Genomic DNA, 25,145 nt, shown 5'->3' with positions numbered 1-25,145 from the left:
CCTATTCCCCTCCGATCGCGGGCCGAGACGTCCAATCGCGCACGGGAGCGGCGTGCCGGGACTCTTCGGCGAGCACGGGGTTGAGCAATACCCCGTGCGCTCCCGCCTCGTCCGCGACGGCTTCGAGCTCGTCGCCGTTGATCGCGACCCAGGGTTGATACGGTCCGCACCCCGCGGCCAGCAGCTCCGGCGAGGTGTAGGCCAGGAGCACCGGCCTGCCGTTGCGAGCCGGCTGCAGTTCCAGTTCCACTATCTGCTGGCCGGCCCGGACCGGCCTCGAAGGCACGTAGAGGAAGCCGTCCTGGTCGTCCAGCGGCTGGACCGGCTCCAGCGGAGGCTGGTCCCGGCTGTCGATCTCGGGATACCGCGGTGCGAGGTCGAGCACGGCATCGAACGCCACGATGCCGATTCCCAGCTCGCGGCATGCTTCGAGCAACCGGTCGCGAGCGACTTGCGCCCACGGCTGTCCGCTCCCGCAGGCATCGACCAGCCGATCGATCGACGAATACGCCGCGACCGCTGACTCGTTCCGCGTGGTGCGACGGACTTCGAGCCTGCCCGGCTGCCCCTCTGGACCCAGGATGACCAGCACGAACACCAGCTCCGGCAACCGCTCCGGCACGTCGTCGAGGCGTACTAGCGCCTGGACGACGTTGGACGCGTCAGAGTGACCCGCCATCTTCACCCCCTGCCCGCACAACTGTGCGTGCTCGCGCCGTCACTGTAGTGGCCGAAGCAAGGGATTGTCAGCAGGTCGCAAACAGTCAACGCTGGATAAACACGTCTGACCAGCGGGGATGCCCGGGGACACGCCCGCAGGCGTTACCAGGCAAGCCCAGAAGCGACCCCTTGCCCCAACCGGTCAGGATCGTATATCTTTTGAGATATCTTCCTCTCCCGACGACATCCGGGCAGGTCAACCCCCATGAGTCCCGTATCGAGCACCACCCCGCCGGAGCGGCCGGGCAAGGTCATTGCGCTTCATTTGAACTACCCGTCCCGCGCGAAGCAGCGCGGCAGGATCCCGGCGAAGCCCTCCTACTTCGTCAAACCCGCGACGTCCATCAGCGCCTCCGGCACCCCGATCGAGCGCCCTGCGGGTACCGAGCTCCTTGCCTTCGAGGGCGAGATCGCCTTGATCATCGGCAAGCAGGCCCGCCGCGTCAGCCCAGATGAGGGCTGGGGCTGCGTCGAGAGCGTCACCGCCGCCAACGACTTTGGCGTATACGATCTGCGGCACGCCGACGGTGGTTCCAACCTCCGCTCCAAGGGCGGCGACGGGTTCACTCCGCTCGGTCCGGCGACCATTCCGGCCGCGGAGGTCGACCCTCGGAAGCTTCGCGTCCGCACCTGGGTCAACGGCGAGCTCGTCCAGGACGACACCACCGAGGACCTCATTTTCGACTTCGGCACCCTCGTCGCCGACCTCTCCCAGCTCAGCACCCTCGAGCCCGGCGACGTCATCCTCACCGGGACTCCGGCGGGATCGTCCGTGGTGCAGCCGGGCGACACGGTCGAGGTCGAGGTCAGCCACGGCGACCTGACGACCGGGCGGCTGGTCACGCCGGTCGTGGAGGGCACTACGCCGCTGCCGGAGTTCAGCGCTCAGCCCAAAATCGACGACAACCAGCGCGAACAGGCTTACAGCGACCGGGAATCCGCGGGGCTCCCGGCGGAATTCGTGCTCACCGAGGAACTCAAGACCAAGCTCACCAGCGTAGGCACGGCAACGCTTTCCGCCCAGCTGCGCAAGAACGGCTACAACCACGTCTCCATCGACGGCCTCGGCTCCACCCGTCCGGACACGAAACTCATCGGCCGCGCGAGGACGCTCCGCTACGTCCCGTTCCGCGAGGACCTCTTCAAATCCCACGGCGGCGGCTTCAACGCCCAGAAACGCGCCATCGATTCCCTCAACCCCGGCGACGTGCTGGTGATGGAAGCCCGCGGAGAAAAGGGAACCGGCACGATCGGCGACATCCTCGCGCTGCGTGCCCAGGTCCGCGGCGCGGCGGGCATCGTCACCGACGGCGGCGTTCGTGACCTGGCTGCGGTGGCAGCGCTGGACATTCCGACTTACCACTCCGGCCCGCATCCGGCCGTGCTCGGTCGCCGCCATGTTCCGTGGGACGTCGACATCACCATCGCGTGCGGCGGCGCGACCGTTCAGCCGGGCGACGTGATTGTCGGCGATTCCGACGGCGTCCTGGTGATTCCGCCGCACCTGGTGGAAAAGATCGCGGACGCGGCGATCGAGCAGGAACGCCAGGAAACGTTCATCGCGGAGCAGGTCGCGAACGGCGAAAGCGTCGACGGCCTCTACCCGATGAACGAGCACTGGAAGGCCAGGTACGCCCAGTGGCGCCCGTAGCAGGCGAGAGCAAATCCCAGCGCGCGTACCGCTGGATCAAGGACCGGATCGCGGACCGGACCTTCGGTCCCGGCTATCGCCTGGTGCTGGGGCAGATCGCCAAGGAACTGGACGTCAGCGTCGTCCCGGTGCGCGAGGCGATCCGGCTGCTCGAAGCCGAAGGGCTGGTCACGTTCGAGCGGAACGTCGGCGCGCAGGTGGTGATGGTCGACGAGACCGCCTACGAGCACACCATGCAAACGCTTGCCTTGGTGGAAGGTTTCGCCACCTCGCTGTCCGCGCCGAAACTGTCCACTGAGGACATCGAACGGGCGCGGGCGGTCAACGAGCAGATGCGCCTGTCGCTGGAAAACTTCGAACCGCACCGGTTCACCGAGCTGAACCAAGAGTTCCACTCTGTCCTCTTTGAACCGTGCCCGAACCCGCACGTGCTCGACCTCGTGCACCGCGGCTGGCACCGGCTGGCGTCGCTGCGCGATTCGACGTTCAGCTTCGTCCCGGGCCGCGCGCACGAATCGGTCAAGGAACACGAACAACTGCTGGTGCTGATCGAGCAGAACGCCGACCCGCTGGAACTCGAACTGGCCGCGCGCCGGCACCGCACCGCAACCCTCGACGCCTACCTCGACCGGCGGGCCGCCCCGCCCGCCGAAGCTCCCTAGGAAGGACCCCACCCCATGAGGTTCCGCAGTACCCCGAACGCCATCACCGGCTCGATCGCGCCGCTGATGACCCCGTTCACCGCCGACGGCGCCGTCGACCACGACAGCCTGGCCAACCTGGTGAACTGGCAGCTCGCGTCCGGTTCGCACGGCGTCTCGATCGGCGGTTCCACCGGCGAGCCCGGCGCGATGACGCTGGCCGAGCGCGCGGAGACGATCCGCACGGTCGCCAAGGCGGTGGACGACAAGGTGCCGTTCATGCCCGGCACCGGTTCGGCGAAGCTCGACGAGACGCTGGAGCTGACCTCCGAAGCACGCGACGCGGGCATCGACGCCGCGCTGATCATCACCCCGTACTACGCGCGGCCCACCCAGGAAGCGCTCTACCGCTGGTACGCCACGGTCGCGAAGGAATTCCCGGACCTGCCGATCGTCGCCTACAACGTGCCGAGCCGGACGTCGGTCGACCTCGCGCCGGAGACGGTCGCGCGGCTGTTCCGCGATTTCGACAACTTCGTCGGGATCAAGGAGACCACTAAGGACTTCGAGCACTTCTCCCGCGTACTGCACTTGTGCGGCAAGGAATTGCTCGTCTGGTCGGGCATCGAACTGCTGTGCCTGCCGCTGCTTTCCCTCGGCGGCACCGGGTTCGTCAGCGCCACCGCGAACATCGCCCCGGCCGCCAGCGCCGAGATGTACCGCGCGTGGACCGAGGGCGACTTCGACCGCGCCCGCGAGATCCACTACGGCCTGCACCCGCTGGTCGACCTGCTGTTCGTCGAGACCAATCCGGCGCCGGGCAAGTGGGTGCTGGAGCAGCGCGGCCTGATCAAGTCGGGCTTCGTGCGCCCGCCGCTGATCACCCCGACCGAACCGGGCATCGCCCGGATCACCGAACTGATGCGCCAGGGCGAGCAGTACCTCTCGCCCGTCGACGGCTTCACCGTGGAAGGAAAGTGACCATGACCGCGCACTACGTTCCGGAGAACCTGCCGGAGCACATCCGCCACTACATCGGCGGAGCGCCGGCCGACAGCGTCTCGGGCGAGACCTTCGAGGTGCTCGACCCGGTCACCAACAAGCCGTACATGACGGCTTCGGCGGGCAAGGCCGAGGACATCGACCTCGCCGTCGCCGCGGCGAAGGAGGCGTTCGACCACGGCCCGTGGCCGAAGATGCTGCCGCGCCAGCGCGCCCGGATCCTCAACAAGATCGCCGATCTCGTGGAGAGCCGCGACAAGCAGCTGGCCGAGCTGGAAACCTTCGACACCGGCCTGCCGATCAAGCAGGCGCTCGGCCAGGCGCAGCGCGCGGCGGAGAACTTCCGGTTCTTCGCCGACCTGATCGTCGCGCAGGCCGACGACACCTACAAGGTGCCGGGCCGCCAGGTCAACTACGTCAACCGCAAGCCGGTCGGCGTCGCCGGGCTGATCACGCCGTGGAACACGCCGTTCATGCTGGAGAGCTGGAAGCTCGCGCCGGCGCTGGCGTCCGGCTGCACCGTGGTGCTCAAGCCCGCCGAGTTCACGCCGCTGTCGGCGAGCCTGTGGGCGGACATCTTCCGCGAGGCGGGCGTGCCGGACGGGGTGTTCAACCTCGTCAACGGCCTCGGCGAGGAAGCGGGCGACGCGCTGGTCAAGCACCCGGACGTCCGGCTGATCTCGTTCACCGGCGAAACCACCACCGGCGAAACGATCTTCCGCAACTGCGCGCCCGGGCTCAAGGGCATGTCGATGGAGCTGGGCGGCAAGTCCCCGGCGGTCGTGTTCGCCGACGCGGACTTCGAAGCCGCGCTGGACTCCACGCTGTTCGGCGTCTTCTCGCTCAACGGCGAACGCTGCACGGCGGGCAGCCGGATCCTGGTCGAGCGCCCGATTTACGAGGAGTTCTGCGCCCGGTACGCCGAACGCGCCCGCAACATCGTGGTCGGCGACCCGCACGACCCGGCCACCGAGGTCGGCGCGCTCGTGCACCCGGAGCACTTCGACAAGGTGATGAGCTACATCGAAATCGGCAAGACGGAAGGGAAACTGCTCGCGGGCGGCGGCCGTCCGGAGGGCCTGGACACCGGGAACTACGTGGCCCCGACGGTGTTCGCCGACGTGAAGCCGGACGCGCGGATCTTCCAGGAGGAGATCTTCGGCCCGGTCGTGGCGATCACCCCGTTCGACACCGACGAAGAAGCTCTCGAGCTGGCGAACAACGTCAAGTACGGCCTGGCCGCCTACGTCTGGACCGCCGACCTGACCCGCGCGCACAACTTCGCGCAGAGCATCGACGCCGGCATGGTCTGGCTGAACTCGCACAACGTGCGCGACCTGCGCACGCCGTTCGGCGGGGTCAAGGCGTCCGGCCTCGGCCACGAAGGCGGCTACCGCTCGATCGACTTCTACACCGAACAGCAGGCCGTGCACATCACGCTCGGCGACGTGCACACGGCGCGCTTCGGGGCCGGGAAGGACAAGGCATGACCACGACCCCGCCGGACGTCATCCGCTGCGCCTACGCGGAATTGATCGTCAGCGACCTCAAAGCGTCGCGAGAGTTCTATGTGGACGTTCTCGGCCTCGTCGTGACATACGAGGACGACCAGGCGATATACCTGCGCGCGTTCGAGGAATACCTGCACCACTCTCTGATCCTGCGCAAGGGCGCGGAACCGGCGCTGGCCGTGCTCGCGTACCGCGTGCGCGGCGAGGGCGAACTCGACGTCGCCGAGGCGTACTACCGGGAACTCGGCGTCGAGGTGCGCCGCGTCCCGGCGGGAACCACGCGCGGCATCGGCGAAGCGGTGCGCGTGGTGGACCCGCTCGGCTTCCCGATCGAGTTCTTCTACGAGGCCGAACACGTCGAGCGCTTCACCCAGCGCTACGACGTGCACGGCCCGGGCGCGCTGTCGCGGCTGGACCACTTCAACGTGAACACGCCGGACGTCCCGGCCGCGCGGAAGTACTACGAGGGCCTCGGCTTCCGGGTGTCGGAGGACATCGTGGACGACGAGGGCACCGTGTACGCGGCGTGGATGTTCCGCAAACCGACCGTGCACGACGTCGCGCTCACCGGCGGCGCGGGCCCTCGCCTGCACCACATCGCGTTCGCGACGCACGAGCGGCACCAGATCCTGCACATCTGCGACCACCTCGGCGCGGTGCGGAAATCGGACCAGATCGAGCGCGGTCCCGGCAGGCACGGCGTGTCGAACGCGTTCTATTTGTACGTGCGTGACCCGGACGGGCACCGGATCGAGATCTACACCCACGACTATTACACCGGCGACCCGGACAACCCGGTGATCAGCTGGGACGTGCACGACAACCAGCGCCGCGACTGGTGGGGCAATCCGGTGGTGCCGAGCTGGTACACCGAGGCCTCGCGGGTGCTCGACCTGGACGGGAAGCTCCAGCCGGTCGAGGAACGCACCGAGACGAAGGAAATGGACGTCACCATCGGCGCGGACGGGTTCTCCTACACCCGCGCCGACGGGGCCGACCAGGGTTTCAAACTGGGCGAACAGGTCTAAGGTGCGTCCCGTCCGGGGAAGGGACGCCAGGTCCCTTCCCCGGGCACGCAGCGGTACCGGCACTTCGACGGAGAGGTGACATGATGACGGCTATCTTGCAGACGCCGACCACGGTCGCGCAGGACTTCACGGAGTTCCGGTCCGCTGTCCTGCGATCGTTCGTGCCGCTGCAGGTGAGCACCGAGCACCGCGACCGGTTCCACGGCAGGCTCCGCACGCACGAGGCGGGCGAGATCGCGCTCACCGAGATCACCGCGTCCCCGCACGCCGTCGAGCGGACGCCGGAACTCATCGCCCGCGCCGACCGGCCGTGCTACAAGCTGAGCGTCATGCTGGCCGGCACCGGCATTCTCACCCAGGACGGCCGCGAAGCCGTGCTGCGGCCCGGCGACGTCGCGCTGTACGACACGAACCGGCCGTACTCTCTCGTGTTCGAAGAGAATTTCCGGACGCTGGTGCTGATGTTCCCGCAGCAGCAGGTTGACCTGCCACGCGACCTCGTTGGTCAGCTCACCGCGGTGCGGATGTCCGGACGCGAGGGCGTCGGCAACGTCGTGGTGCCGTTCCTGGCGCAGCTGGGCGGGAATCTGGACGTGCTGACGAGCCCGGTGGGCGTGCGGTTGGCCCACAACGCGGTCGACCTGCTGACCACGATGCTGGCCACGGAACTCGACCTGGACCGCACGGCGGCCGACCCGCACCACGACCTGATGCGGCGGATCCGCAGTTACATCGACGCCAATCTTTCGCGGTCTGATCTCGGTCCGGCGCAGATCGCCGCGGAGCATTACATTTCGACGCGGCATCTGCACGGGTTGTTCCAGGAGCAGGGGACGACCGTCGCTGGGTGGATCCGGCAGCGGCGGCTGGAGCATTGCCGCCGGGATCTGCGGGATCCGTTGCTGGCGGCCCGTCCGGTGGCGGCAATCGCGGCGCGGTGGGGATTTGTCGACGCGGCGCACTTTTCGCGGGTGTTCCGGGCGGCCTTCGCACAGTCGCCAAGTGAGCTGCGCGCCCGCGGCTGACCCGGCTCCCACACCATCCACGGCGCTCCCGATCACCGGGGGCGCCGTTGCCGTTTCGCCTCGAAGCCGCTGGTATTGACCGCGAGCGTCCGGCAGTTGCCCGCCAGCGCACGAACGTTCGCTCCCGGGCCGGAGCGCGGCGAGCATGATGGGCATGTCCGACCCTTCCCCAGACGAATGGCGCACCTACGACGAGTTCGCCGCCGGGATCGACACCTACCGGCTGCCCAACGCGGACCTCACCGGGCAGGAGCTCACCGTCACGCTCGATGACGGCGCGAAGCTCGAGTTGCGGTTCCTCGACGGCGAACGGCTCACGCTCAACGGCATCGAGGACCCGTACGACGCGGTCGCCGTGCGTCCTGACGTCTTTTTCGTGAATCTGCCGCTGACGAGCGTCGAAGGCGAGGCCCTCACAATCGTCTACTCGACCACCACGCACCGCGCGATGACCATCCGGTCGGTGATCGGCGACGAGGACATCGAAGGCACGCCGCGGGTTTCGCAGACCTTCCACGCCGGCACCACCGACGGCGGCGAGCCGACGGGGGACGTGCCCGGGCCGTCGCGGGACCTCATCGGCAAGCGCAACGTCTACCGCTACAGCCCGAACCACCTGTACGAGCACGTTTACCTTTCCTCCGAACGCTACTGCTGGCAGTGCGTCGAGGGCGTGCAGCGCGGGCACGGCGACGTGGACATGTCGACTGTCTGGAAGTTCGCCGACGGCCTGTACCTGTTCTGCTTCCGGGAGTTCCGGATCGCGGTGGCCAGCGTGTGGCTGCACGACCTCGGCTACGACCTGCGCACCACCGGCGTTTTCCTCGGCATCACCGGCGACGGCCGGTCCGAGCACTCCCGCGCGGGCGGGCACATCTACCCGCTCGGCTCGATCAGCTACCCCGACGTCCAGCCCGTTTAAGGAGTTTCCCTGTGTCCAATTTGGACGTGATCACCGCGCACTACGAGGCGAGCGACCGCGGCGACCTCGACGGCATGCTCGCGCCGATCGGCCCCGAGACCACCTGGACCGAGGCCGCCGGATTCCCTTACGCGGGCACCTACACCGGGCCGGACGAGGTACGGCGCAACGTCTTCGAGGCAATCGCCCGCGACTGGGACGGCTACCAGTTCTCCCTGTCCGCGCTGCTGGACGCCGGTGATTCGATCGTCGGGCTCGGCACCTACACCGGCAAGAACCGCAAGTCCGGCAAGGCTTTCACCGCGCGCGTGGCGCACGTGTGGAAGTTCGACGGCGACAAGGTCGCGAGCTTCGAGCAGATCGTCGATTCCGCACCGGTCGCCGCGGCGACCGACTGAGCCTGCCGCGCCACGGCGGTGCCGGTCCTTCCCCCGGCACCGCCCCCGTTCTCTCTCCCCTCCCCCTCTGGTCACTGTGGACCGGAAAGCCGAGCCATGATGAGAAAGTTCCTGCCCGCGCTCGCGTCGGCCGTGCTCGTCACGCTGGTCGCGGCGGGCTGCGCGGGCACCGCCGATCCGAACGGACCGATCGTGGTCGGCTCGGTCAACGCGCTGAGCGGTCCCGCCACCTTCCCGGAATCCTCCCAGGCCGCCAAGGCCGTCTTCGACGCGGCGAACGCGGCGGGCGGCGTGCACGGGCGCAAGATCGAATACCACGCCATCGACGACAAGGGCGACCCCGCCGCCGCGGCGGCCGCGGCCCGCGAAATCGTGGGCGGCGACCAGGCGGTGGCGCTGGTCGGTTCGTCGAGCCTCATCGAATGCCAGATCAACGCCAAGTACTACCAGCAGGAAAGAGTCCTCTCCATCTCCGGCATCGGCGTCGACCCGTCGTGCTTCACCAGCCCGAACATCGGGCCGGCCAACGTCGGGCCGTTCCACGACATGACGCTGACCCTGCTGTACGGCTCCGAAGTGCTGCACCTGGAAGACATGTGCGCACTGCTGGAAATCGCCGGGAACACGTTGCCATACTACCGCGCGGCCATTGACGAATGGTCGAAAATCACCGGCAAGAAACTGAAGTACGTCGACGCGACCGTGCCGTACAACGGTTCCGACTACACGCCTTACATCGTGAAGGCGCGTGCCGCCGGGTGCAAAGCGGTGACGGTGAACCCGGTGGAGCCCGACTCGATCGGCCAGCTGAAAGCCGCGCAGGCACAAGGTTGGAAAGACGTGACCTGGCTGCTGCTCACGAGTGTCTACAGTGAACAGTACGCGAAAGCGGTTTCCGACGCGGGCAAGGGCGTCTACGTGCCCGCCGAGTTCTACCCGTTCACCGATCCGTCGAGCCCGCGCACCAAGGAGTGGCGGGATCTCATGACTCGCAACAACATTCCGCTGACCTCGTTCAGCCAGGGCGGCTATCTCGCGGCGAAGTACTTCCTGAAGGTGCTGGAAGGCATGCCGGGCGACATCACGCGGGAATCGGTGACGAAGGCGCTGCGCGAAATGAAGCCGATCTCCGATCCGATGGTCGGCACGCCGTACGTGTTCGGCCCCGGACAGACGCACCACGACAACATCGCGGGCTGGCCGGTGAAGCTCGCGACGGGCACGAACCGGTGGGAGATCGCCGGTACCGACTGGCTGCGGATTCCGCGGCGCTGACCCGATCCGCTCTGGAAAGAGGAGACTGCAATGGTGCAGGGAGCGCTGGCCGGGCTCGCCGCCGGCGGGCTTTACGCGGTGCTGGCGGTGTGCCTGACGCTGATGTCGCGGCTGGTCCGGGTCGTCAACTTCGCGCAGGCGGCGACCGGCATGTTCGGCAGTTACGTCGGGGTGGCGCTGTCCGTCCACGGCGGACTGCCGGAGTGGCTGGCGGTGGTGCTCGGCGTGCTGCTGGGCGGAGTGCTGAGCGTGCTGATCGGCTGGGTCGTCTCGACGTGGCTCGCCGAAGCAGGCACCGGCACCCGCTCGGCGGTCACTGTCGCGGTGCTGCTGCTGTTGATCTCGTTGTCGTTCATCCTGTTCGGCAACAAACCGCAGCCGTTCCAGGCGTTGCTGGCCGGCCCGGCGTTCACCGTCGGCGGGGTGGTGATCAGCCAGGTGACGGTCGTGACCGTCGTGCTGGCGGTGGTGATCGCCTTCGCCGCGCGGCTGATCCTGACAAAGACGCCCGTTGGTATCTCACTGCGTGCTTTGTCGGAACGCCCGACGACAGCTGAGCTGTTAGGTATCCCCGCGAAACGTCTCAGTGCCGCCGTGTGGGGCGCCACCGGGCTGATCAGCACGGTCATCATCGTGATCGTCGCGCCGTCCCAATCGAACGATGCCACCTCGCTGTCCATGCTGGTCGTGCCCGCGGCCGCGGCGGCCCTGCTCGGCGGGTTCCGCAGGCTGGACCTCGCCGTCGTCGGCGGACTCGTTCTCGGCATGCTGCAGGGCGCGCTCGCGCAGGTCGACCAGCTTTCGGTAGTGCGGAATTTCGTCCCGTTCCTGGCCATCGTCGGCCTGCTCGTGTGGTCTCAGCGCAAGGAGGTGTGGGATGCAGCTCGCTGACCGGGGCGCAGTGTCCCGCTTCGGAACCCCACTGGTCGTCGCGGTGGTCGCGGTGCTGGTCGGAATCGGCCTGACCGTCGGTCTCAACGGCTACTTCGCCTACCTCGGCGTCAGCGTCGTCGTAGCCGCGATCGCCTTGCTCGGCTTAGGTGTCGTCACCGGCAGCGCCGGAATGATTTCCTTGTGCCAGCTGACCTTCGGCGCGATCGGCGCGTGGGTCGTCTCCGCGTTGAACAAAGCCGGTGCCCCCGGCGGCTTCTTCTTCTGGCTGCTGCTGGGCGGTCTCGCCGCCGGTGTCGTCGGTGTCCTCATCGGACTCCCGGCGCTGCGCCTGCGCGGGATCAACCTGGCGGTGGTGACGCTCGGCCTGGCCGCGGCCGCCGACGTCACCCTGGTGGAAATCCAGTTCCCCGGCACCACGGACGGCGTCTCGGTGGACCGTCCGTCCTTTGTGGCCGACGACAACGCGTACTTCCTCATGTGCATCATCGTCCTGATCGTCTGCGCCTTGCTCGTGCACTTCCTCCGGCGCGGTCCGTGGGGCAGCAGCTGGGCCGCGGTGGCGTTCTCCGAGCGCGGTACCGCGGCGGCAGGCGCCAGCGTTCGTACGGCCAAGCTGTCGGCCTTCGCGGTCAGCGCCACTCTGGGCGGTATCAGCGGCGGCCTGCTGACCGCACAGGTCGGGTTCGCGTTCCCGACCAGCTTCGCCCCGCTGCAATCGCTGGCGTTGTACGTGCTGGCAATCATGTCCGGTGCGCACCTGATTGATATGGCAGTGTTCGGTGCTGTCCTCTGGGTTGCCGTACCAGAGCTGTTGAAGCGGTGGGGAGTCCCGCAAGACTGGGGTTACGTGATCTTTGGTCTCCTGGGCATCCAGGCACTGGCCGGACGCGGCAACCTCGGCACCGCGATCCGCGAGCTGTGGCGGCGTCGATCGAGGGCCAGCGCTGGGGTTCAGATCACTGCGCTGGGCGAAGAACCTCCGCGGCTGCCGCCCGGCGAGCCGGTACTGGTGGTCCGGGGCCTGAGTGTCACCTTCGGACAAGTGAAGGCACTGTCCGGAGTGGACTTGGCCGTACCGAAGGGCGGAGTCCTAGGCGTCATCGGCCCGAACGGCGCGGGAAAGTCCACTTTGGTCGACGCCATCAGCGGCTTCCTACCGCAAGCGGAAGGAACCGTCGAACTGGCCGACCGTCCGCTCACCGGCAATCCGACGCAACGAGCCCGCTCCGGCCTGCGCCGAACCTTCCAGCAAGACCGAGTCCCCGCGGGCCTGACCATCGAGGCTTACGTCCGGTTCGTCGCCCGCCGACGCCCGGATGCCGCCGAAGTCGCTGCCGCGCTGGAGTTCTTCGGCTGCCCGCCGGCCGCGACGCCGCTGGACCGCGTCGACGTGGGCGCGCGCCGGCTGGTCGAAGTCGTCGGCCACCTCATGGCCAAGCCCCAGGTGCTGCTCCTCGACGAACCGGCGGCGGGTCTCCCGCACGAGGAACACGTCGCGTTCGGCGAACGCCTGCGGCAGGTCCCGGCCCGGTTCGGCGTCTCGGTGCTGATCATCGAACACGACCTGGACCTGGTCCGGTCGGTCTGCGACACGCTGACCGTGCTCGACTTCGGCGAGGTGCTGGCGAGCGGCCCGCAGGCAGAAGTGCTGGCGGATCCGGCGGTTCTGAAAGCCTACCTTGGCGAAACGGAGATGCTGTGAGCACGCTGCGAATCGAGAACCTGACCGTCGCGCGCGGTGCGGGCCCAGTCATCGCCGACGTCGGAATGACACTGGAACCGGGCAAGATCACCGCGTTGGTCGGCCCCAACGGAGCGGGCAAGACCAGTCTGCTGGAAGCCCTGTCCGGCGTGATCCCGGCGGCATCCGGAGCGATCCACATTGGACATACCGATGTCACGAAACATTCGCGGGTAGCCAGAGCGCGGCTCGGACTGGCGCACGTGGAACAGGGACGGGCGGTGTTCGCCAGCCTGACCGTCCTGGAAAACCTGCGCCTGACCGCCAAAACCCCGGCCGGCGTGGAAGAAGTCCTCGCCCTGTTCCCGGAACTGGAGAAACGCAAGAACTCGCCCGCCGCACTGCTGTCCGGCGGCGAGCAGCAGATGGTGGTGCTGGGCCGGGCCTTCGCCGCGAAACCGAAGTTCCTGCTCATCGACGAGATGTCGCTCGGCCTGGCCCCGGCCGTCTTCACCCGGCTTCTCCCGGCGGTCACCGAATTCGCCAACGCGGGCGCGGCGATCCTCCTGGTGGAACAGTTCACCCACCTGGCGCTGAAAGTCGCGCAGGAAGCCGTGGTCGTTTCGTCCGGCAGGGTCACCTACGCCGGGGAGTCGCAGCCCCTGCTGGACCAGCCGGACACGCTGCACCAGGCGTATCTGGGCACCAACTGACCCGGGGCGTGGGCGTTCCGCGGTGGGACGCCCACGCCCCGGCCGGTCAGCCTTCCCGGATGGTCATCTTGGCGATCCGGTCGCCCTCGACGGCGAAGACGAACTTCGACCGTCCGTTGGCGTGATTGCTGCGCCAATCCCCGACAACGGTGACGGTGCCGCCGGAGACCGTGACCTCCTCCGGGGTCAGGACGCCGCGCGAGCCGATGAACTCGACGTCGCTCCACCCCTTGATCTCGGCGCGCCCGGCGAACGACCGGCCCCAGTCGTCCACGACGCCCTTTTCGGTGAACGCGTCCAGGAACGCGGCGTCGTCGTGCCGGTTCACCGCGTCGACGAACGACGCCACCGGTTCCGGAATCTCCACTTCGGACATGGCGTTTCCCTTGCTGTCGTTGCTCAGCGGGTGGTGTAGCCGCCGTTGGCGAAGATAGTCTGCCCGGTGATCCACCAGCCGGACGTCGCGAGGAACGACACGATCGGGGCGATGTCCTCGATCTTCGTCAACTGCCCGCCCATCGCCTGCGACTTGTGGAATTCCACCCGTTCCGGGGTTTCCTGGCCGTAGAAGAACGGCGTGTCCATCGGGCCGGGCCCGACCGCGGTGACCGAGATCCCGCGCGGGGCGAATTCCTTGGCCGCGGCGCGGGTGAAGTGCTCGACCGGGCTCTTGCCGCCCGCGTAGGTCGAGTACCCGTCGGTGAACGCCGCGAGCAGGCTGGTCACGATCGTGATGATCTTGCCGCCGTCGGCGACGTTCTTGCCCGCTTCCTTGATGAAGAAGTAGGCCGCCTTCGAGTTGATGTCGAACATAGAGTCGTACTCGTCCTCGGTGGTCTCGGTGATCGGCTTGCGCAGCACCTTGCCCACCGTGTTGACCGCGACGTCGATCTTCCCGAGCGCGGCCTCCGCGTCGGCGAACAGCTTCTCCACGTTCGCCGGGACGGTGAGGTCGCCGGTGAGCACGACGCCCTTGCCGCCCGCCGCCTCGACCGCGGCGAGCGTCTCCTCCGCCTGCGGCCGGGTCGACTCGGAGTTGTAGTGGATCGCCACGTTCGCGCCGGCCTCGGCGGCCTGCCTGCTGATGAGCCCGCCCAGGTTCTTCGCCCCGGCGGCGACCAGGACGTTCTTGCCCTTGAGGGTGTGGTCGGTCATGAGGACCCCTCCATCTCTTTATCGCTGATATGTATCACTGTAGCAGTGCAATAGCGGCTACCATAGCGGTGTGACACAGATTGCGAACGCGGATACACGGACCCGGCTCCTGGACGCCGCCGCCGAACAGGTCGCCGCGACGCCGGGCGAGGACATCTCGCTGCGCGCGATCTGTGCCCAAGCCGGGGTGAAAATGCCGACGCTGTACCACTTCTTCGGCAGCAAACAGGGCCTGCTGGACGCGGTCGTCGAGCGCGGCTTCGACCTGTACCTCGCGGAGAAGGGCGCGCACGAGCCGTCCGGCGACCCGATCCAGGACCTGCGCGACGGCTGGGACGCCCACGTCGCGTTCGGAATCGCGAACCCCGGCTTCTACACGCTCATGTACGGCCAGGTGCACCCCGGCCACGCCCCCGAGGCGCAAGAACGCCCCAGCGCGATGCTGCGCGCGCTGACCAAGGCGGCGGCCGACCAGGGCCGCCTGACGGTCCCGCCGGACCAGGCAGCCGCGCACATCCTGGTGGCGAACATCGGCGTCACGCTGCGGCAGATCATCCTCGCCGAGGAAGACCGCCCGCTGTCCGTGGCGGTGCGGGAAGGCGCGATCGCCGCGATCACCGGCACCTCGGCGACCGGGGACCGGTCCGCCGAAATCCACCGCGTGCTGGAGCATGCCGCGGCGAACCCGGAGATTCTGGGCGCGACGGAAACCCAGCTGCTCACGAAATGGCTGCGGACCCTGGCGGAATCAAGCTGACGCGACGATCGATCCGGCTGGGAAACGGATCGCCCTCGGGCGAGTCCGCGGCGAAGACCGGCGTCGTCCCCGCCATGCTGAGGTATCCGTTGCGGCTCCGCGAGGAACTCCGTCGCCCAGCCCCGGTCGCGCCACGAACGCATCGTCAGGTCGAGGTACCGATCGGACGTCTCGGCGGTGGCTCCGAGCACCCAGCAGTCGACGTCGAAGAACCGCGATGTCGAAGAACCGCCGGATTTCGTGCCCCAGCAATCGCGCGCGGACCGCGGCTTGCGTTGTCCTTGTCACGTCGCCTGATCGGGACGGCTGGCAGCTTCGCGGAGGACTTCGGCGGCGGCGTTGCGCACATCGTCCAGAACGCCGGTGAACCACTGTTTCGTGTCGGCGTCCTTGAACTCGCCGCCCACCACCCCGGTGAGCACGGTCGCGGCCCGGGCCATCGCGGCGGCGAGCGTGCCAGCGGCGTCGGCCACCTTCTCGACCCAGTCGTCGCCGTAACCGTCGGAGACGATCGCCACCGGCACCTGGTCGACGTTGTAGAAGGTCTGGCTGGCGTCGCGCGCCGCGGCCAGAAGCGCGAACACCCGGTCGGCGAGCGCCTCGCGGGCGCGCGCGACCGGGTGTCGCGGATAGGTCATGGCCTCCCGGCCGAGCAGGACTTCGACTTCCCGGGCGATCTCGACGGCCTTGTCCGCGAACCGCTGGTTGGCCGTCGCGGTCTTCTCCGCCCAGTCCCCCTCGAACGTCATCCGGCCATTATCGGGCTACATCCCGGCGCGCTCAAAGGCCAAGGTGGGCAAGTCGACCGCGTGCGCCCCGCCGTCCGCGACCAGCACGGCCCCGGTGATGTACGAGGACTCCGACGAGCCCAGGAACCGCACGATGGAAGCGATTTCCTCCGGTTCGGCCGGACGCCGCAGCGGCACCTCGGCGGTCACCCGCCGGTACCCCTCGTCGTGCCCGCCGTCGAACCCGGCCGCCTCGGCGAACTGTTCCATCTCCCCGTCCGCCATCGGCGTCCGCACCCAGCCCGGGCACACCGCGTTGGCCCGCACCCCGCGCGGCCCGTAATCCCGAGCGATAGACCGGGTCAGCCCGATCAGCGCGTGCTTCGCCACCGTGTACCCGGCGACATTGGGCCCGGCGAACAACCCGGCCAGCGAAGAAACGATGACGACCTGGCCGCCGCTCTTCACGAGAGAGGGCAACGCAGCGCGGCAGAACACGAACGCACTGGACAAATTGGACCGAAGCGCGATCTCCCATTCCTCGTCGCCGGTGTCCACCACCGAAGACAGCCCGTGCCCGCCGGCATTGGCCACGATCACGTCCAGCCGCCCGAACTTTTCGACGATTTCCGCGATCGCCGCCTCCGCGTCCTCCCGGACGCTGGCGTCGCCGGCGATCACGTGCGCGCCAGTCTCCGCAGCGACCTTCTCCAGCGGCTCGCGCCGCCGGCCCAGAACCACGACCTGTGTGCCTTCGCCGGCGTACCGCCGAGCAACCGCAGCCCCAATGCCCGTCCCTCCGCCGGTAATCGCCACGACCCGCGTGTCTGCCATCGTCATTTCTCCCTTTCAAGCAGGAAACCCAGACCGAGCCGAATAGCCGAAGTCGGCGAGCAAGGCCTGTCCGTTCACCGTCCGCGCCAGCGCGGAAGCCAGATACACCACCTGCTGGGCGACCTCCCCGGCCGCCTGGACCGGGAACCCCGGTTCGTCCAGCAGGTCCCCCAAATCCCCTCGCGCCATCGGCGTGTCCACCACCGACGGGCACACGCAGTTGACCCGGACGCCGCCGAACTCGACCGACAACGCCCGCGTCAACGACACCACCGCGCCCTTCGACGCGCAGTAGGGCACCATCCCCGGCGCGCACACGAAGGCCGAATCGCTGGCCAGGAAGACGATCGAGCTCCCGTCCGCCAGCCACGGCCGAGCGTGTTTCGCGACCAGGAACTGGCCCAGCACGTTCACCGCCATCACCGAGGTGAAGTCCGCCGCGCTGGTCTCGGAGAGCGGCCGTCCGACCGGTCCTGATATCCCAGCGCAGCCGACTACCACGTCAATCCCGCCGAACGACTCCGCCACGAGCCGCACGCCCGCGGCGACCTGGTCCTCGTCGGTGATGTCCGCCCGCGCCGCGACGACGTCCCCCGGCAGCGACGGCGGCCGGACCCGGTCGAGGATCCCGACCCGCGCGCCCTCGTCCAGGAACGCCCGCGCGCAGGCCAGCCCGATCCCGGACGCAGCCCCGGTGATCAGCACAGCCTTGCCGTCGAGGTCGAGTCGCATCCGGCAATCCTGCAGCAACGGCGCCCGCGGGGATTGGCAACGAGTGCATCCTTGTTGTCAGCGACCGCACGACCCCGGGTCCCGGCTACCGCTGTCCCCGGGGCACCGCGAACACTGCGGCGAGGAGCGCGAAGGGACACCATGAGCAACGCACACCCGCACCCCCTTGACCCGCTGACCGCCGACGAGCTCGCCGCAGGCCGGGCCGTGCTGGAGGCACAGGGGCTGATCACCGAGACGACGCGGTTTCCGCAGGTCCTCCCGGTGGAGCCGGACAAGGCCGCCGTGCTGGCCGGCGCCCCGGCCGACCGCCGGATCCAGTTCACCCTGCTCGACACCGCGACCGGCGAATCGGCCGACGCGGTCGTGTCGGTGACCGCCGGGGCGCTGGTCAGCCACGAGAAGTGCGGCGAGGGCCAGCCCCCGTATCTCTTCGACGAGTATGACCTGGCCGAGGCCGTCACGAAGGCCTCGCCGGAATGGCGGGCGGCCATGGAGCGCCGCGGCCTCGGCGACCGCATCGAGCACGCGTTCTGCGCGCCGCTCGCCCCCGGCTATTTCGGCCGCGAGGACGAGACCGGCCGGGTCATCCGTTCGCTCACCTTCCTGCGCGAGGACGACACCGACAGCCCGTGGGCGCATCCGGTCGAGGGCCTGGTCGCGCACCTCAACCTGACCGAACAGCGCGTCCTGCGGGTCGAGGACGAGGGCGACACCCCGGTCCCGGAGGACTCCGGCCGGTACGGGCACCACCCCGCGCGCACGACGCTCAAGCCGATCGAGATCACCCAGCCGGAAGGCCCGAGCTTCCAGGTCGACGGCTCGCTCGTGACGTGGGAGGGCTGGCAGCTGCGCGTCGGGTTCAACGCTCGCGAGGGATTGACCCTGCACCAGCTGACCTTCCAGGACCGCTCGGTGCTGTACCGCGCGTCGGTGCCTGAGATGGTTGTTCCCTACGGTGATACGTCAATCGGCCGGTTCTGGATCAGCTACTTCGACGCCGGCGAATACCTGCTCGGCAAGAACGGCAACAGCCTGCGCCTTGGCTGCGACTGCCTCGGCGTGATCCACTACTTCGACGCCTTCCTCGCCGACGACCACGGCCAGCCGGTGCGCGTGCCGAACGCGATCTGCATGCACGAGGAGGACTACGGGATCCTCTGGAAGCACACAGATCTGGACGGCAAGGCCGAGGTCCGCCGTTCGCGCCGGCTGGTGATCTCGTCGATCTCCACCATCGGCAACTACGACTACGGGTTCTTCTGGTATCTCTACCTCGACGGCACCATCGAATGCGAAGCCAAGGCGACCGGGATCGTCTTCTCCGGCGCCGGCGAGCCGGGGTCCGCGAGTCCGCACGCGTCCGAAATCGCGCCCGGCCTGTTCGCGCCGGTGCACCAGCACCTATTCTGCGCGCGGCTCGACTTCGCCGTCGACGGTCAGCGCAACTCTGTGTACGAAGTGGACGCTGTCGGCATTCCGGTCGGCGAAAAGAACCCGTATGGCAACGCCTTCACCTGGAAAGCCACGGAACTGCGCACCGAACAGGAAGCGAAGCGGCACGCGAACCCCGCGACCGCGCGAGTGTGGGAGGTCCGTAGCACCGAGCACACCAACCGGCTCGGCGCGCCGACCGCGTACCAGCTCGTGCCGCGGCCGTCGGCAACCCTGATGGCACAACCGGAATCGACGGTGTACCAGCGCGCGACGTTCGCCACGAACCACCTGTGGGTCACGCCCTACGCGCCCGACGAGCGCTTCCCGGCGGGCGACCGCCCCAACGCGCACCCGGGCGGAGCCGGTCTGCCCGCGTGGACGGCGGCCGACCGCTCCGTCAGCGACACCGACGTCGTGCTGTGGCACGTCTTCGGCCCCACGCACATCCCGCGTCCGGAGGACTGGCCGGTCATGCCGGTCGACTACTCCGGATTCATGGTGCGCCCCTACGGGTTCTGCGACCGGAACCCGGCACTCGACCTGCCCTCGGCCGCCCACGGCCACTGCGAACACTGAGGAAGGCTCCATGCCCGCGACCAATCTGTCCGACACCTCCACCTGGCTCCCGCTCGACGGGCTCGCCCCCGGCTTCGACGCCAACAAAGCGGCCACTGTGGACGATCTCGACAACCAGTCGTTCACTTTGGACTGTGCCGACGGCGGCACGTTCTCGATCAGCTTCACCGGCGACCGTGCGTCGTGGAACGAGGACGGCGCCACCGGCGAGACCGCTTCCGAGACGTTCCTCGTCGACGCCGGACTGTTCTACGTGCAGTTCCACCCCGGCGCGGAAACCTCGTACAGCCTGCTGCTGGACGTGCGCCAGGGCCGCGCGCTCGTCGTCACGAGCACGATCGGCGACGGACTTCCCCGCGTGACGCAAAGGTTCCGTCCTGCGACCATCCAGGGCCGCGAGGCGCACGGCGAGGAAATCGCGCCCAGCACCGCGCTGATCGGCCGCCGCGTGCAGTGGGTCTACAGCGAAGAGCACGCGTACGAGCACGTTTACCTCACCCCGCACTGGTACACCTGGCAGTGCCTTTCCGGCCCGGAGCGCGGTCTCGCCGACACCGACGAGAATTCCGTCTACCAGATCCGGCCCGGGATCTACGTGTTCACCTGGCGCGAGAAGGTCATCCCGTGCGCGTCGGTGACCGTGGCCGACCACCGGAACGTGCGGGAACTGCGGTCGCACGGTTCGCTGTTCGGACTGGGCGAGGACGGCAAGTCGCCGACGCACTTCACCTTCGGCGCGTACGGCCGGCTGCTCAGCAACACTGTTTATTCGCCGGACTACGACCCCGCTGGACAGTGACCCGTGGCGCCTGAACTGCTCCTCACCAACGCCACTGTGTACACAGTGGACGAAGATCGGCCGTGGGCGGCCTCGCTCGCGGTGGAGAACGGCCGGGTGAGCACCGCCGAGGCCGGTCCGGACACCGAGGTCGTCGATCTCGGCGGCGCGTTCGTGCTGCCAGGTTTCGTGGACGTGCACAGCCACCACGCCCTCGCCGGCCGGGAAGTGTTCGAGCTGCGCCTGGAAAGCGGCGCGGGCCTGGACGAAATCCTCGCCGCAGTCAGGGAATGGTCGGCCGGGCTCGGTCCGGACGAATGGGTCGTCGGCGGCGCCTGGCCGTCCACTTTGGCCCCCGAACTCGGCCACGAGTCCGTGCGGCGGGCACTGGACGAGGCGGCGGGCGGCCGTCCGGTGGTGCTGATCGAGGACAGCAGGCACAACCGGTGGGCGAGCAGCCGGGCGCTCGAACTGGCCGGGATCACCGCGGCCACACCTGACCCGACCGGCGGGACGATCCACCGCGACCTCGACAGCGGCGCGCCGACCGGTCTGCTGATCGAGACCGCGGGCTTGGCGGTGGAGCGGGCGATGCGGGACACGCGCACGCTCACCGCCGAACAACACGCCGAAGCGTCGCGACGGGCGATCGCGATCCTGCACTCTTACGGCATCACCGCGTTCCAGGACGCCGGGGCCACCCTCGACATCCTCGCCGCGCTGAAGACGCTGGACGACGCGGGCGAACTGGCCGCGTGGGTGGTGTCGTCGATGCTGGTCAACGACCCGATCTTCGGCGCGGACCCGATCGGCGAACCACTGCTCGACCGGGCCGCGGCGTACCGCAGCGAGCACCACCGGCCGGACTTCGTGAAGATCTTCCTCGACGGCACCCCGCCCGCGCACACCGCGGCGTTCCTCGAGCCGTACCTGCACCACGAGTGCTTCTGCGGCGACACCACGATGCCGCCGGAGGAACTCGCGAAATGGCTGGATGTCGCCGTCTCGGCCGGGCTGTCGGCGAAGATCCACTGCGCCGGCGACGCTGCCGTCCGGGCCACTTTGGACGCTGCCGGAAACCTCCGCGCCCGCGGCGACTACACGACGAAAATCCAAGTGGCGCACGGACAATTCATCCACCCGGACGACCTGGAGCGGTTCGCGACGCTCAACGTGTCGGCGGACATCTCGCCGTTCCTCTGGGTGCCCGGCGTGATCCCGGACGCCATCGCCCAGGTGATCCCCGCCGAACGCGCGGCGCGCATGCAGCCGAACCGGACACTGCTGGACACCGGCGCACTCGTCGCCGGAGGTTCGGACTGGCCGGTGAGCGAATCCCCGAACGCCTGGGAAGGCATCGAGGGCCTGATCACGCGGCAGGACCCGTACGGCAAACACCCGGGGAGCCTGTGGCCGGAGCAGGCGATCACACTGGCCGAGGCGATCCAGGTGTTCACGCTGAACTCAGCCCGCGCGTGCGGACTGGACGACGTGACGGGGTCGCTGACGCCGGGGAAGTCGGCGGATTTCGTGGTGCTGGACCAGGATCCGTTCAAGACCCCGGCAAACGAACTGGCCGGGATCACGGTGCGGGAGACGTGGTTCGGGGGGAAGCGGGTTTACGCGCGGGACTAGGGCTCGTGCGTGGTTGTCCCGGTCCTAACCGGGACAACCACGCACAAAGTCCTCCACCGTCTCGCCGCTCTCCCCTTGCACCAGCAGTACCAGGCGCGCGGGTACGCCTGCCGCGGCGTAGGCGGCCAGCCGGTGGTGTCCGTCAAGGACGACGCCCAGCACGAACCGTTCCGGCCACTCGGCGCTGATGTACCTGTCCTCCGCCCAGACCAGCAGCAACGCCGCCGGACGCTCGCCGCGGGCGATGGCTTCGGCGTACCGGCCGACTGTCACCGGGTCCAGCGCGTCCAGCGGTTGCGACGGAACCACGCTGCCGTACGCCGGCATCTCGCCGGGAATCGCCCGCGGGACTTGGAAATGCTCGATGCCCGGCCAGTCGGGGTCCCCCTCCCACGCACTGCGCGTCTCGGTTCTGCGCAGCCACCACCACGACTGCTCCGCCGTCCGCACTCGTTCCAGCGGCAGATCGGCCAAGAGCATCCGGTAGTGCCCAGTCTCCAGCTCCTGCAGCAGCGGTTCCAGCGCGCGCACGGTCGCGGTGGTGAGTTCCCGCAGCCCAGCGAGGACTTCCCGTACCTGGTCGGCGCCGGCCAGCGCTTCGGCGGGACCGAAGCCGAGCAGGTGCAGCGTGGTTTCGCAGGTCTCGCACCCGGAGCCGACGCCAAAACGCGCCCGATCCCCGATGTACAGCGTCTGATCGCAGCGCGGCCACGTCGGTCCCGGCGACGGCGCGTCGAACTGACGCGCACCCGGGCCCGGCCTTCGTCGACGGAAAACCGCAGTGCGGAAGGAGAATCGGGGACCACGTCTCGCACCTGGGGGACTGGCCCGGCGGTGCGGTCGAGCGCGGCCCAAACCCGGCGGATATCGTCGGGCGCGGGCAGCAACGGAGACCGTCCGGTGAGCCGGACCAGCGCCCGGTGGACGTCCCAGGCAGGCTGCTCCGGGCCGTTCGCCAGCCAGTCGAGCAGCACCGGGACGGCGGCCGGGTCGCCCATTTCCTCCAGCGCGACCGCCAAGAAGGTGTGCATGAGCCCGGCGGACGCGAAAAGCCGCCGGGCGATCGGCACCGTCCATTCGCGCGCACCGATCCGGGCAAGTGCGAGCGCCGCCCGGCCGCACAGATCGTCGTCCTTCAGCAGCGTACCGAGCGCTTTCGCCCGCCGCCGGGCGCCGGACAACCCCGCCGCGTCGATGACCGGCGGCTGATATCCCAGTTCCTTGATCAGCTGATCCAGCACGGGTTCGGGCACCGGCAGGCCTCGCCGCACCACCTCCTCGAGCAGCCTGGCCGTGCGGAGCCGGGTCAGCAGATCGAGCAAGACCGGATCGCTGTCCGTCCCGAGCAGGTACAGCAGGTAATGGAGGTGCCGCCGCTGGTCGTCGTTCGCCGCCGGGTACAGCTCGCCCGCGCGCACAGCCAACGCGGCCCGTTCCGAAGACGGGCCGGCAGCCAAAACGTCGAGCTTCGAATAGTCGGCGGCGAGAAGATCATCCACCCGACAAGCCTACTGACGCCCGCGCGCGATTTACGCCAGCAGAAACTCCGCCACCCGCTCCCCCATCAGCACCGCAGGCGCGTTCGTGTTCCCGCTGATCACCCGCGGCAGCACCGAAGCGTCCGCGACCCTCAGTCCGGACACTCCGCGCACCGCCAGCGCCGGATCAGTCACCGCCAGCTCGTCGGTTCCCATCCGGCACGTGCCCACCTGGTGGTGATACGTGATCGCCGTTCGCCGGACGTACTCCCGGATATCCGCCGGTCCCGGGTACAGCTCCCGCGCGCCCCATTCCTCGGCCAGTGCCGGGGCGCCTCCGATCAACCGGCACTGTTCCACCGACGCGACCAGGCTTTCGAAGTCCGCCGGGTGTGCCAGCGCGGCCAGGTCGATCAGCGGCATCTCGGCCGGATCCGTGCTGCGCAGCCGCAGCGTTCCCCGGCTTTGCGGCGTGATCATGCCCGCCATCAGCGAGAACCCGGTCGCCGGTCCGGTCATCCACGGTTCGTACATCGGCACGCTGAAGTGGATCGGCTGCGTGTCCGGCACCGCCAGGCCCGGGCGGCTGCGCCAGAACAGATGCGTCTGCGTCACCGAAAGCCCGGTCTGCGGCGGCGCGACCGCGCGCCGGTCGGTGGCGAAGATGACCGGCGACAGCAGGTGGTCGTGCAGGTTTTCGCCGACCCCTGGCAGATCCGCGACGACGTCCAAGCCCAGCGCGGCGACGTCGTCAGCCGGGCCGATTCCGCTGCGCAGCAGGATCGCCGGGGACGCGAGGGCGCCGGCGGCGAGCACGACCTGGTCGGCGAACAGCGACTCCAGTTTGCCATCGACCTCCGCCAGCACGCCGATGCAGCGATCGCCCTCGAAAAGCACGCGATGCACCAGCGCGCCAGTGTGGACGGTCATCTGGCTGGCGACCGGTTCGGCGTAGCAGAGCCAGGTGTTGCGCCGCCGTCCGCCGGACATGGTGACTTGCTGCACGGAGACGCCGTCGAGGGTGCCGCCGTTGTAATTGTCGTTGAACGGCAGGCCGATCTCCTGCGCCGCGTCCACAATGGACTGCTGAATCGGCTGCAGCGGATCATGCTGTTCGAGGTCGAGCAGGTCACGTTCGATCCGCTCGTACACCGGGCGCACGTCGTCCCAGGTCCAGCCGGGCAGCGCCCAGCCGTCGTAGTCCGCCGCCGCGCCGCGGACCCAGATCATCGCGTTCAGCGAATGCGAGCCGCCGAGCACCTTGCCGCGCGGCAGGTGCAACCTGCGGTTCCCGGCGTGCGGCTGCGGCACCGTGTAGTAGTCCCAGTCCTCGGCGGCGTGCCACAGTTCCGCCGCGCGCGACGGGTCGTGGATCGCCGCGTTCGTGTCCGGTCCGCCCGCCTCCAGCAGCGTCACCTTCGCGCCCGCATCGACCAGCCGCCGGCACACCACCGAGCCCGCCGAACCCGCACCCACCACGATCACGTCCATGTCCTGATCCTGGCCGGTCCCCCGGCCGCGCCCGGAATTGTCTTCACTCGCCGACAACGGGCGTGCCCTCGCGGACAAGACCG

At 68.7% G+C, this 25,145-nt stretch carries 25 protein-coding genes; 17 read left to right on the top strand and 8 right to left on the bottom strand.

Going from position 1 to position 25,145, the window contains the following annotated elements; translation table 11 throughout:
* Position 1 precedes the first annotated feature (1 nt).
* Positions 2-679, bottom strand: coding sequence for an SAV_915 family protein (locus FKO37_RS14660; RefSeq protein ID WP_238604668.1), 678 nt, complete (start codon positions 677-679; stop codon positions 2-4).
* Positions 680-925: 246 nt separating this feature from the next.
* On the opposite strand from FKO37_RS14660, the gene FKO37_RS14655 reads away from it, so the two are divergent.
* From FKO37_RS14655 to FKO37_RS14600, 12 genes are all read left to right on the top strand, one after another.
* Positions 926-2,371: a fumarylacetoacetate hydrolase family protein gene (locus tag FKO37_RS14655; RefSeq protein ID WP_238604667.1), complete on the top strand. Its 1,446-nt coding sequence runs from the start codon at positions 926-928 to the stop codon at positions 2,369-2,371.
* A complete protein-coding gene (locus tag FKO37_RS14650) occupies positions 2,359-3,033 on the top strand; it encodes a GntR family transcriptional regulator (protein WP_037817800.1) in 675 nt (224 codons plus the stop codon). The genes FKO37_RS14655 and FKO37_RS14650 overlap by 13 nt, the downstream gene beginning before the upstream one ends.
* A 15-nt stretch (positions 3,034-3,048) precedes the next feature.
* Entirely contained in the window at positions 3,049-3,993 is a 945-nt protein-coding gene (gene dapA, locus FKO37_RS14645; RefSeq protein WP_037817798.1) for a 4-hydroxy-tetrahydrodipicolinate synthase, read from the top strand.
* Positions 3,994-3,995: 2 nt separating this feature from the next.
* Positions 3,996-5,504 carry a 5-carboxymethyl-2-hydroxymuconate semialdehyde dehydrogenase gene (gene hpaE, locus FKO37_RS14640; RefSeq protein ID WP_043836409.1) on the top strand — a complete coding sequence of 503 codons (1,509 nt, stop codon included), beginning with the start codon at positions 3,996-3,998 and terminating at the stop codon, positions 5,502-5,504.
* Positions 5,501-6,553 (top strand): 3,4-dihydroxyphenylacetate 2,3-dioxygenase, encoded by a 1,053-nt coding sequence (gene hpaD / locus FKO37_RS14635; RefSeq protein WP_037817795.1) that lies wholly within the window; start codon positions 5,501-5,503, stop codon positions 6,551-6,553. The genes hpaE and hpaD overlap by 4 nt, the downstream gene beginning before the upstream one ends.
* Positions 6,554-6,633: 80 nt before the next feature.
* A complete protein-coding gene (locus FKO37_RS14630) occupies positions 6,634-7,578 on the top strand; it encodes a helix-turn-helix domain-containing protein (protein WP_037817793.1) in 945 nt (314 codons plus the stop codon).
* A gap of 154 nt (positions 7,579-7,732) precedes the next feature.
* A complete protein-coding gene (locus tag FKO37_RS14625) occupies positions 7,733-8,500 on the top strand; it encodes a MoaF C-terminal domain-containing protein (RefSeq protein WP_238604666.1) in 768 nt (255 codons plus the stop codon).
* A gap of 11 nt (positions 8,501-8,511) precedes the next feature.
* Entirely contained in the window at positions 8,512-8,898 is a 387-nt protein-coding gene (locus FKO37_RS14620) for a nuclear transport factor 2 family protein (RefSeq protein WP_238604665.1), read from the top strand.
* Positions 8,899-8,994: 96 nt separating this feature from the next.
* Positions 8,995-10,173 carry an ABC transporter substrate-binding protein gene (locus FKO37_RS14615; RefSeq protein WP_238604664.1) on the top strand — a complete coding sequence of 393 codons (1,179 nt, stop codon included), beginning with the start codon at positions 8,995-8,997 and terminating at the stop codon, positions 10,171-10,173.
* Positions 10,174-10,203: 30 nt separating this feature from the next.
* On the top strand, positions 10,204-11,064 hold the full coding sequence (locus tag FKO37_RS14610; protein ID WP_037817791.1) for a branched-chain amino acid ABC transporter permease: 861 nt from the start codon (positions 10,204-10,206) through the stop codon (positions 11,062-11,064).
* The gene (locus tag FKO37_RS14605) at positions 11,051-12,769 is read left to right on the top strand and encodes an ATP-binding cassette domain-containing protein (RefSeq protein ID WP_134728861.1); all 1,719 of its coding nucleotides are present in this window, start codon (positions 11,051-11,053) and stop codon (positions 12,767-12,769) included. Before FKO37_RS14610 ends, FKO37_RS14605 begins: the two co-directional genes overlap by 14 nt.
* Positions 12,766-13,461 carry an ABC transporter ATP-binding protein gene (locus tag FKO37_RS14600; RefSeq protein ID WP_037817788.1) on the top strand — a complete coding sequence of 232 codons (696 nt, stop codon included), beginning with the start codon at positions 12,766-12,768 and terminating at the stop codon, positions 13,459-13,461. Before FKO37_RS14605 ends, FKO37_RS14600 begins: the two co-directional genes overlap by 4 nt.
* A 46-nt stretch (positions 13,462-13,507) precedes the next feature.
* Here FKO37_RS14600 and FKO37_RS14595 read toward each other — a convergent pair whose 3' ends face one another.
* On the bottom strand, positions 13,508-13,837 hold the full coding sequence (locus FKO37_RS14595; RefSeq protein WP_134664930.1) for a nuclear transport factor 2 family protein: 330 nt from the start codon (positions 13,835-13,837) through the stop codon (positions 13,508-13,510).
* Positions 13,838-13,860: 23 nt separating this feature from the next.
* Positions 13,861-14,616: an SDR family oxidoreductase gene (locus FKO37_RS14590; RefSeq protein WP_037817784.1), complete on the bottom strand. Its 756-nt coding sequence runs from the start codon at positions 14,614-14,616 to the stop codon at positions 13,861-13,863.
* A gap of 70 nt (positions 14,617-14,686) precedes the next feature.
* Here FKO37_RS14590 and FKO37_RS14585 point away from each other — a divergent pair, with 70 nt between their 5' ends.
* Positions 14,687-15,373, top strand: a complete 687-nt coding sequence (locus tag FKO37_RS14585) for a TetR/AcrR family transcriptional regulator (protein ID WP_238604663.1) — start codon at positions 14,687-14,689, stop codon at positions 15,371-15,373.
* A 284-nt stretch (positions 15,374-15,657) separates the two neighbouring features.
* On the opposite strand, the gene FKO37_RS14580 is transcribed toward FKO37_RS14585, so the two are convergent.
* The 3 genes from FKO37_RS14580 to FKO37_RS14570 are packed head-to-tail and all read right to left on the bottom strand — an operon-like array spanning position 15,658 to position 17,667.
* The gene (locus FKO37_RS14580; RefSeq protein WP_238604662.1) at positions 15,658-16,122 is read right to left on the bottom strand and encodes a hypothetical protein; all 465 of its coding nucleotides are present in this window, start codon (positions 16,120-16,122) and stop codon (positions 15,658-15,660) included.
* A 15-nt stretch (positions 16,123-16,137) separates the two neighbouring features.
* A complete protein-coding gene (locus FKO37_RS14575) occupies positions 16,138-16,935 on the bottom strand; it encodes an SDR family NAD(P)-dependent oxidoreductase (RefSeq protein WP_238604661.1) in 798 nt (265 codons plus the stop codon).
* Between the two features lie 15 nt (positions 16,936-16,950).
* Positions 16,951-17,667 (bottom strand): SDR family NAD(P)-dependent oxidoreductase, encoded by a 717-nt coding sequence (locus FKO37_RS14570; protein WP_238604660.1) that lies wholly within the window; start codon positions 17,665-17,667, stop codon positions 16,951-16,953.
* 141 nt (positions 17,668-17,808) lie between these two features.
* Here FKO37_RS14570 and FKO37_RS14565 point away from each other — a divergent pair, with 141 nt between their 5' ends.
* The 3 genes from FKO37_RS14565 to FKO37_RS14555 are packed head-to-tail and all read left to right on the top strand — an operon-like array spanning position 17,809 to position 22,093.
* Positions 17,809-19,680, top strand: coding sequence for a primary-amine oxidase (locus FKO37_RS14565; protein ID WP_238604659.1), 1,872 nt, complete (start codon positions 17,809-17,811; stop codon positions 19,678-19,680).
* 10 nt (positions 19,681-19,690) lie between these two features.
* Positions 19,691-20,479, top strand: a complete 789-nt coding sequence (locus FKO37_RS14560) for a molybdenum cofactor biosynthesis F family protein (RefSeq protein WP_037817778.1) — start codon at positions 19,691-19,693, stop codon at positions 20,477-20,479.
* Positions 20,480-20,482: 3 nt separating this feature from the next.
* Complete coding sequence (locus FKO37_RS14555) at positions 20,483-22,093, top strand: amidohydrolase (protein ID WP_238604658.1); 1,611 nt, start codon at positions 20,483-20,485, stop codon at positions 22,091-22,093.
* 24 nt (positions 22,094-22,117) lie between these two features.
* Here the strand turns inward: FKO37_RS14555 and FKO37_RS14550 are convergent, their stop codons facing one another.
* Complete coding sequence (locus FKO37_RS14550) at positions 22,118-22,624, bottom strand: hypothetical protein (protein WP_238604657.1); 507 nt, start codon at positions 22,622-22,624, stop codon at positions 22,118-22,120.
* A gap of 369 nt (positions 22,625-22,993) precedes the next feature.
* On the opposite strand from FKO37_RS14550, the gene FKO37_RS14545 reads away from it, so the two are divergent.
* The gene (locus FKO37_RS14545) at positions 22,994-23,302 is read left to right on the top strand and encodes a hypothetical protein (RefSeq protein ID WP_238604656.1); all 309 of its coding nucleotides are present in this window, start codon (positions 22,994-22,996) and stop codon (positions 23,300-23,302) included.
* Positions 23,303-23,622: 320 nt separating this feature from the next.
* Here the strand turns inward: FKO37_RS14545 and FKO37_RS14540 are convergent, their stop codons facing one another.
* Entirely contained in the window at positions 23,623-25,062 is a 1,440-nt protein-coding gene (locus tag FKO37_RS14540; RefSeq protein ID WP_238604655.1) for a GMC family oxidoreductase, read from the bottom strand.
* Positions 25,063-25,145: the final 83 nt, after the last annotated feature.

It is taken from the genome of Amycolatopsis sp. Poz14 (assembly GCF_006704225.1).
In the GTDB taxonomy this organism is placed as follows: domain Bacteria; phylum Actinomycetota; class Actinomycetes; order Mycobacteriales; family Pseudonocardiaceae; genus Amycolatopsis; species Amycolatopsis nivea.
The sequence above is the reverse complement of the archived record's forward strand: the minus strand, read 5'-3'. Positions and strand labels throughout refer to the sequence as shown.

Bases quoted from the DNA above. Each gene is read 5' to 3' on its own strand.
- FKO37_RS14630 (WP_037817793.1), top strand. From the start codon at position 6,634: ATGATGACGGCTATCTTGCAGACGCCGACCACGGTCGCGCAGGACTTC.
- FKO37_RS14570 (WP_238604660.1), bottom strand. From the start codon at position 17,667: ATGCGACTCGACCTCGACGGCAAGGCTGTGCTGATCACCGGGGCTGCG.
- hpaE (WP_043836409.1), top strand. From the start codon at position 3,996: ATGACCGCGCACTACGTTCCGGAGAACCTGCCGGAGCACATCCGCCAC.
- FKO37_RS14590 (WP_037817784.1), bottom strand. From the start codon at position 14,616: ATGACCGACCACACCCTCAAGGGCAAGAACGTCCTGGTCGCCGCCGGG.
- FKO37_RS14540 (WP_238604655.1), bottom strand. From the start codon at position 25,062: ATGGACGTGATCGTGGTGGGTGCGGGTTCGGCGGGCTCGGTGGTGTGC.
- FKO37_RS14605 (WP_134728861.1), top strand. From the start codon at position 11,051: ATGCAGCTCGCTGACCGGGGCGCAGTGTCCCGCTTCGGAACCCCACTG.
- FKO37_RS14565 (WP_238604659.1), top strand. From the start codon at position 17,809: ATGAGCAACGCACACCCGCACCCCCTTGACCCGCTGACCGCCGACGAG.
- FKO37_RS14615 (WP_238604664.1), top strand. From the start codon at position 8,995: ATGATGAGAAAGTTCCTGCCCGCGCTCGCGTCGGCCGTGCTCGTCACG.
- hpaD (WP_037817795.1), top strand. From the start codon at position 5,501: ATGACCACGACCCCGCCGGACGTCATCCGCTGCGCCTACGCGGAATTG.
- FKO37_RS14660 (WP_238604668.1), bottom strand. From the start codon at position 679: ATGGCGGGTCACTCTGACGCGTCCAACGTCGTCCAGGCGCTAGTACGC.
- FKO37_RS14595 (WP_134664930.1), bottom strand. From the start codon at position 13,837: ATGTCCGAAGTGGAGATTCCGGAACCGGTGGCGTCGTTCGTCGACGCG.
- dapA (WP_037817798.1), top strand. From the start codon at position 3,049: ATGAGGTTCCGCAGTACCCCGAACGCCATCACCGGCTCGATCGCGCCG.
- FKO37_RS14655 (WP_238604667.1), top strand. From the start codon at position 926: ATGAGTCCCGTATCGAGCACCACCCCGCCGGAGCGGCCGGGCAAGGTC.
- FKO37_RS14560 (WP_037817778.1), top strand. From the start codon at position 19,691: ATGCCCGCGACCAATCTGTCCGACACCTCCACCTGGCTCCCGCTCGAC.
- FKO37_RS14580 (WP_238604662.1), bottom strand. From the start codon at position 16,122: ATGACGTTCGAGGGGGACTGGGCGGAGAAGACCGCGACGGCCAACCAG.
- FKO37_RS14575 (WP_238604661.1), bottom strand. From the start codon at position 16,935: ATGGCAGACACGCGGGTCGTGGCGATTACCGGCGGAGGGACGGGCATT.
- FKO37_RS14625 (WP_238604666.1), top strand. From the start codon at position 7,733: ATGTCCGACCCTTCCCCAGACGAATGGCGCACCTACGACGAGTTCGCC.
- FKO37_RS14610 (WP_037817791.1), top strand. From the start codon at position 10,204: ATGGTGCAGGGAGCGCTGGCCGGGCTCGCCGCCGGCGGGCTTTACGCG.